The organism is Capnocytophaga sp. oral taxon 336 str. F0502 (genome assembly GCF_000411575.1).
Classification (GTDB): Bacteria; Bacteroidota; Bacteroidia; order Flavobacteriales; family Flavobacteriaceae; genus Capnocytophaga; species Capnocytophaga ochracea.
In genome coordinates this window covers 40,420-47,800 of record NZ_KE150491.1, presented here as the reverse complement: position 1 = coordinate 47,800, position 7,381 = coordinate 40,420, and the positions used below count along the sequence as shown (strand labels likewise).

3 protein-coding genes are annotated in these 7,381 nt (G+C 39.3%); all 3 read left to right on the top strand.

Annotated elements, in window-relative coordinates:
• Positions 1-466 precede the first annotated feature (466 nt).
• The gene (gene secDF, locus HMPREF1528_RS08175; protein WP_016479376.1) at positions 467-3,454 is read left to right on the top strand and encodes a protein translocase subunit SecDF; all 2,988 of its coding nucleotides are present in this window, start codon (positions 467-469) and stop codon (positions 3,452-3,454) included.
• A gap of 137 nt (positions 3,455-3,591) precedes the next feature.
• The gene (gene lpdA, locus HMPREF1528_RS08170; protein WP_016479375.1) at positions 3,592-4,998 is read left to right on the top strand and encodes a dihydrolipoyl dehydrogenase; all 1,407 of its coding nucleotides are present in this window, start codon (positions 3,592-3,594) and stop codon (positions 4,996-4,998) included.
• Between the two features lie 20 nt (positions 4,999-5,018).
• Entirely contained in the window at positions 5,019-7,367 is a 2,349-nt protein-coding gene (locus tag HMPREF1528_RS08165; protein ID WP_016479374.1) for an outer membrane beta-barrel family protein, read from the top strand.
• Positions 7,368-7,381 lie beyond the last annotated feature (14 nt).

Here is a 7,381-nt window from a genome sequence, read left to right as displayed (position 1 = left end):
TGTTCGTTCATTGTTCGTTCATTGTTCGTTCATTGTTCGTTCATTGTTCGTTCATTGTTCGTTCATTGTTCGTTCATTGTTCGTTCATTGTTCGTCTTTTGTTCGTCATTTGTTCGTCTTTTGTTCGTCTTTTGTTCGTCTTTTGTTCGTCTTTCCTATAAGCTTCTCCCAAATTAACCATTAACCATTAACCATTAACCATTAACCATTAACCATTAACCATTAACCATTAATCATTAATCATTAATCATTAAACAATCGGTATTATTAGCATTTTTGGCATTGTGGTATTAAACTCATTTATCCATTTGATAATCAATAAATATATAAGAATATATACCCCTTATGCCAGCCTTTCAAATATAAATAAAATATAATTTTTTAGGACTTTATTTTTCTATGTTCAGTAAAATATATATCTTTGCCGTTTGAAGAGATAAAATAAGTAAATTATTTAATTAAAAAAATGCAAAACAAAGGACTTGTGAAACTATTTGCCATATTGTTTGGGCTAATATGTATTTATCAGCTTTCATTCACCTACGTGGCAGGTAGAGTAGAAGATGAAGCCAAAGCATTCGCTGAGGCAAAAGTGCCTAATACTCAAGCTGACTATATCGCTAAACGCGAAGCTATAGAAGCTAAGTATTTGGACGATAAAATGGGGCAAGATGTCTATAACCTCGGTTTTACAAAATTCACTTATGGTGAAGTAAAAGCTAAAGAATTGAACCGCGGTCTTGACCTTAAAGGCGGTATCAACGTGATTCTGCAAATTTCCGTAAAAGACATCTTGAGAGGTCTTGCTGACAACTCCAAAGACCCTATCTTTAACAAATCATTAGCCGAAGCCGATGAACAGCTCCGCAAAACCGACAAAACCTACTTGGATTTGTTCTTCGAGGCTTATGCTAAGAACGGAGGTAAATTAGCCTCCCCCGATGTGTTCGCTAATAAAACCCTCAGCGACCAAATCAACTTCCAAATGAGTGATAGTGAGGTACGCCCTATCATCAGAAAACGCGTAGACGAGTCTATCGTATCTGCTTTCGAGGTATTGCGCAAACGTATCGATAAATTTGGCGTTTCTCAACCTAATATCCAGCGCCTTGGTAACTCAGGTCGTATCCTTGTAGAACTTCCAGGTGCTAAAGATATCACTCGTGTGCAATCTCTCTTGCAAAGTACCGCTCAGCTTGAGTTCTGGGAAACTTATAAGAATACTGATGTTTTCCCTTATTTACAAGCCCTTAACGAGCAACTTAAATCTACTGCTAAAACTACAGATAAAGTAAAAGATACGCTCACAGCCGCTACTCAATCAGGTAGTAGTGCTATCGATTCTCTACTTACTGATGTAAAGAAGGATTCTGTTCCTACTCAATCAGGAAAAGGAAATCCTTTGTTTGACCTTATCAAAGCTAATTCTTATGAAGGTTCTCCAGTACTTTTTACAGTAAGTTTAAAAGATACTGCTCAAGTAAATAGCTATATCAATTCTCCTGAAGCAAAACATTTGATTCCTGCTTCATTGCAGTATGTAAAATTCGCTTGGGGTAAACCTGATAAAAAGACCTCCCTTATCGAACTTTATGCCCTAAAAGGTAACCGCGATAACACCCCTCCTCTTACAGGTAACGTAGTAACCCAAGCCGAACAAACCTATGATGTTCGCAACCAGCCTGCCGTATCTATGCAAATGGACGGCAAAGGAGCGCGCATTTGGGAAGCGCTTACTGGCAAAGCTTTTACTCAAAACACCAATATTGCTATCGTACTCGATAACATCGTATATTCAGCACCAGGAGTAACTACAGGTGCTATTTCAGGGGGTCGCTCTGAAATTACAGGGCATTTTACTTTAAATGAAGCTGTCGACCTTGCTAACGTGCTCCGTGCTGGTAAATTACCTGCAAGCGCTGATATTGTACAATCTGAAATCGTAGGACCTTCTTTGGGACAAGAAGCTATCGATAGCGGTATGAACTCTTTCCTTATCGCTACTATCTTCATCTTTGCGTGGATGATATTCTACTACGGTCGTGCCGGTATTTATGCCGACCTCGCTTTGGTATTCAATATACTCCTTATATTTGGAGTGCTAGCAAGTATAGAAGCTGTACTTACGCTCCCTGGTATTGCGGGTATCGTGCTTACCATTGGTATGGCAGTCGACTCGAATGTGCTGATATTCGAGCGGTCGAAAGAAGAACTGCGCAAAGGTAAAAACATCAATCAAGCAGTGGTTGATGGTTTCAAACACGCCCTATCATCTATCTTAGACTCTAACATTACTACAGCGCTTACTGCTCTTATCTTGTTGTTCTTTGGTAGTGGTCCTATCCAAGGTTTTGCAACTACCTTGCTCATTGGTATTGCAACTACTTTGTTCACCGCTATCTTTATCACTCGCTTGTTTATCGACTATAGCGTTGAGAAAAAACATACGCTTACTTTCACCACTCCTATTACTAAGAACTGGTTCAAAAATGTAAATCTCAACTTCATCGGCAAGCGCAAAATAGGATATGCTTTTTCTATTATCCTATCAATAATAGGTATCATTTCTCTCTCTACTCGTGGTCTCGACCAAGGTATTGATTTCGTAGGTGGTAGAACTTACCAAATTCGTTTTGAAAAAGAAGTTAATCCTACCCAAGTAGCCGACGCACTCAAACTTACTTTAGGAAATGTGGAAGTGAAGACTTTTGGTGCTCCTAACCAAGTTAAAATTTCTACCAAATACAAAGTACAAGAAGAAAGTACTGAAGTAGATAATGAAATACAAGAGCTCTTGTACAAAGGCTTACAGAAATTCTTACCCGAAGGAACTTCATTCGATAGTTTTGCTAAAGCTACTTCTACTGATAAGATTGGTATTATGCAATCTATGAAAGTAGGGCCTACTATCGCTGAAGATATTAAGAGCAGTGCATTTTGGTCTGTTATCGGTTCGCTTATTGTAATCGGTCTATATATCTTATTCCGTTTCCGAAGATGGCAATTCTCTATGGGTGCTATCATATCATCAGCGCACGACGTGCTAATGGTACTTGGTATTTATTCGCTCACTTATAGCATTATGCCTTTCAATATGGAAATCGACCAAGCTTTTATCGCGGCTATCCTTACCGTAGTAGGTTACTCACTAAACGACACGGTGATTATCTACGACCGTATCAGGGAAGTAATGCGTGAGCCTCATTGGTCAAGGGAGAAAATCAATCACGCGCTCAACGCTACCCTTAGCCGTACCTTGAACACCTCATTCACTACTTTGGCAGTACTCGTTACTATCTTTATCTTTGGTGGTGAAACCTTGCGTGGCTTTATGTTTGCAATGATTATCGGGGTTTTCATCGGTACTTACTCCTCTGTCTTCGTGGCAGCTCCTCTCATTTACGACACTGTAAAGGACGAAGCTGACCATACTAAAGAACAATCTAAGAAGTAATATCTAATTACTGAATATATAAAAGGGACTGTCCTAAAAAGGATAGTCCCTTTTTCTATGCGGGTAGAAAAAAGTGAAAAACTACTTGCAAATATCAATTATAAACCCTAACTTTGCCTTTCAAAAAACTAAGTAATATGAAAACATACGACATTGTTATCATCGGTTCAGGTCCTGGCGGTTATGTAGCCGCTATTCGCGCAGGTCAATTGGGCTTTAAAACTGCCCTTATTGAAAAATATAATACCTTAGGAGGCACTTGCCTTAATGTAGGTTGTATCCCTTCTAAAGCCTTACTGGACTCTTCTCACCACTACGAAGACGCTTCCAAACACCTCGAAGCCCACGGTATTGAAATCACAGGCAAAGTAAAGTTTAGCTTAGAGAAAATGATTGCCCGTAAGGCAGCTGTGGTAGAGCAAACTTGCGCAGGGGTAAAGTTCCTAATGGATAAAAATAAAGTAGACGTTTTTACCGGGGTAGGGAGCTTTGTATCACCCACACAAATTAAGATTACTCCTAATAAAGGCAAGGCAGAGACCATAGAAGCCAAGCACACCATTATTGCTACCGGCTCTAAACCTGCCTCCTTACCTTTTATTACAGTCGATAAAGAACGTATTATTACTTCTACTGAAGCTCTCCAGCTAAAAGAAGTACCAGAACACCTCATCGTAATTGGTGGGGGCGTAATAGGCTTAGAACTGGGGCAAGTATACAGTCGCTTAGGAGCTAAAGTGTCGGTAGTAGAATACACCGATAGCATTATCCCTACAATGGATAGAGGCTTAGGGCGCGAACTCACCAAAGTACTCAAAAAACAGGGTTTTGCTTTCTATACAAGCCATCAGGTGAAAGAAGTAACTCGCAAGGGCAAAACGGTAACTGTAAAAGCTACTACCTCCAAAGGCGAAGAGCTTATCCTTAAAGGTGATTACTGCTTAGTAGCCGTAGGTCGTCGCCCTTATACCGAGGGTCTTAACCTCGAAGTAGCAGGTGTACAGAAAGACGAGCGCGGTAGGGTAATAGTAAATGATCACCTGCAAACCAATGTGCCTAACATCTATGCCATAGGTGATGTAGTACGCGGAGCTATGCTCGCCCATAAAGCCGAAGAAGAAGGCATATTGGTAGTAGAACAACTCGCTGGACAAAAACCACATATCGACTATAATCTTATCCCTGGTGTTGTTTACACCTGGCCTGAAGTAGCTTCAGTAGGCAAAAGTGAAGAGCAACTAAAAGCTGACGGCATAGCTTATAAAGTAGGGCAATTTGCTTTTCGTGCCTTAGGGCGCGCCCGTGCCAGTATGGATACCGACGGTTTTGTAAAGATTTTAGCTGACTCCCAAACTGATGAAGTACTTGGCGTACACATCATTGGAGCTCGTGCTGCCGATATGATAGCCGAAGCCGTTACAGCAATGGAGTTCCGTGCCAGTGCCGAAGATATCGCTCGCATCTGCCACGCTCACCCTACCTTTGCCGAAGCAATAAAGGAAGCCGCCCTTGCTACCACCGAAAACCGCGCTATCCACAGTTAATGATTAATAATTAATGCTATATGAAATCAATCATCTTATTTTGCCTATTCTGCCTCCCTTTGTGCACTTTTTCGCAATATAGTATTACAGGAAACCTAATCAGTAAAGAACAACCTGTGAGCAACTGTGTCGTTAAGCTCCTCTCGCAGGGCAAAGTTGTATATACTACCGCTTCAAATGAAAAGGGTACTTTTTCTTTTGAAAACCTTTCAGCAGGGCAATACCAGCTAAATGTGGTTTCTATTTTCTATGAGCCTTTTCAGCAAGAGCTAATGGTAGATAAGAATATCGCATTAGGCAATATTGTGATTACCGAGAAAGTAGAAAACCTTAAAGAAGTAACCGTTACTGGTCGGAAAAATCCTGTCATCCCTACTGAAACGGGCTCACTTATTGAAGTAACAGGCACACGGCTCGCCTATCGTTCTTCGGTGACCGATATTTTAGAGTATGCTCCCAGCATCTCCACTACTAGTGGCTTGAAAATCTATGGCAATGACGATATTTTAATAATGCTCGATGGTAAGGAATTACACCTCGATAAAGACAAAATAGTGTTTTTCTTAAATAAGATACCCGTCAAGAGTATCAAAAGTATTGAAGTGGTTGATAAGATTGATGCCAGTGTCGATAGCTCAAAAGCAGGCGTCATAAAAATAACGACTATTGCAAAATACGGCTGGGTAGGCTCGTTAAGTCACAACTTTCTGTACAAACAAAAATTAGGCTATAACGATGATGCAAACCTGTTTTATTCTACTGATAAATATCGTCTTTTTACTAACCTATACCACGAACGACATCACACCTTTAGCGATGATAAGGAACAATCTCTCTTGAAAAATAGCAATACACTTTATCAAAGTACTTCCGATAGACAGTTAAAACGAAAAGCAAACGGAATAACGCTGGGAGCAGATTACTATTTCAATAAAAAATCGACTCTTAGCTTTCTGTATATCTATAATTATGATGCTGATGCCGACAAAGAATACAATGGTTTAACTAACGTGTATAACAACAATGTGCTTAACCATCATTTTAGTACGAACAGAAAATGGGACGCCATATCTAATGACCACTCTTTCTCACTGAACTTCGACCGCACTACTGACTCCTTAGGTTCAAATATCAAAATAGCCTTAGACTTGGTTAAGAAAAAGTATGAAAGTCCTCTTACTGAAAAAGATATTTATTACCGCACAGTAACTACCGAAGAAAATACTGAGCAAGACTCATATTCTTACAGCGATGTTTACGCCTTCAAAACTACTTGGAGTAAGTTTTTTACCTCTAAATACCCTTCAGAAAAGCAGAACTTAGTACTTGGATTGCGTTATTCATTGGTAGACAATCAAGATGAGTTTGTTTATTTTGATATTTTGCCTACCCAGAAGTTAAAAAACACTAACTTTTCTAAGGATTTCTACTTCAAAGAACACATCTTCGCCACTTTTGCTAATTACACCTTCCCTCTTACTCAAAAATCAAAGTTCTCAGTAGGCTTACGTTCTGAATATAATTACAATACGTTTAGCAATCACTTAGATAATTTCCATAACGACAACACACAATGGTCACTCAATGCCCTCTATACTACCAAGCTCGGCAAAGAAACCCTCTTCTTTTCCGCTCGCCGATGGTTCAGCAGGGTGAATTACAGTCTTTTCAACCCTACCTATATCAAAAGTTCTCCTACTGAAGCCTATACAGGTAATAAAGATTTAAGTCCCATAGAAGGATATACGTTGCAATCGGGTTATAGGTGGAAAAAAGTAGATATGGCTGTGGCTTACCGCTATTCCGAAAAAAATGTACTTAACATTCCTACCGCTATTGCTGGCGTAATAACTACTCGCCCCGAGAATGTAGGTTATAAAAACGATGTGTTTTTGTTCCTATCCCGTTTTACTAAGTTCACCGATTGGTGGGAGTGCAATGCAAAATTCACAGGAGGGTATTTTAACTTCAAGTATTTAGGGAATGCTTTCAACTCCTTATATGCCGAGTTTTACACCTCACAGCGATTTTACCTCCCCAAAGATATCGAAGCCTCTCTCACTTACCAATATTCCTCAACCAATAAGAGTTTGTATATCAAAAACTATTACAATCACCAGCTCAACTTTAACCTAATGATTCCTCTTTCTGATTCTTTTCAGTTAAAAGCTTCATTAGATGATATATTTAACACCTCTCGTTCTAAAAGCGAATACGATTTCAACGGCATTTATAATACATCTTATTATAAATTTAACACCCGTAGTTTTTATATTGGTATCAATTATGATTTTGCCAAAGGTAAAAAAGTGAATGACAATATAAGAAACACAGGAGCAGAAGACGAGAAAAACAGACTTAAACGATAATGATTAGTGGCTAA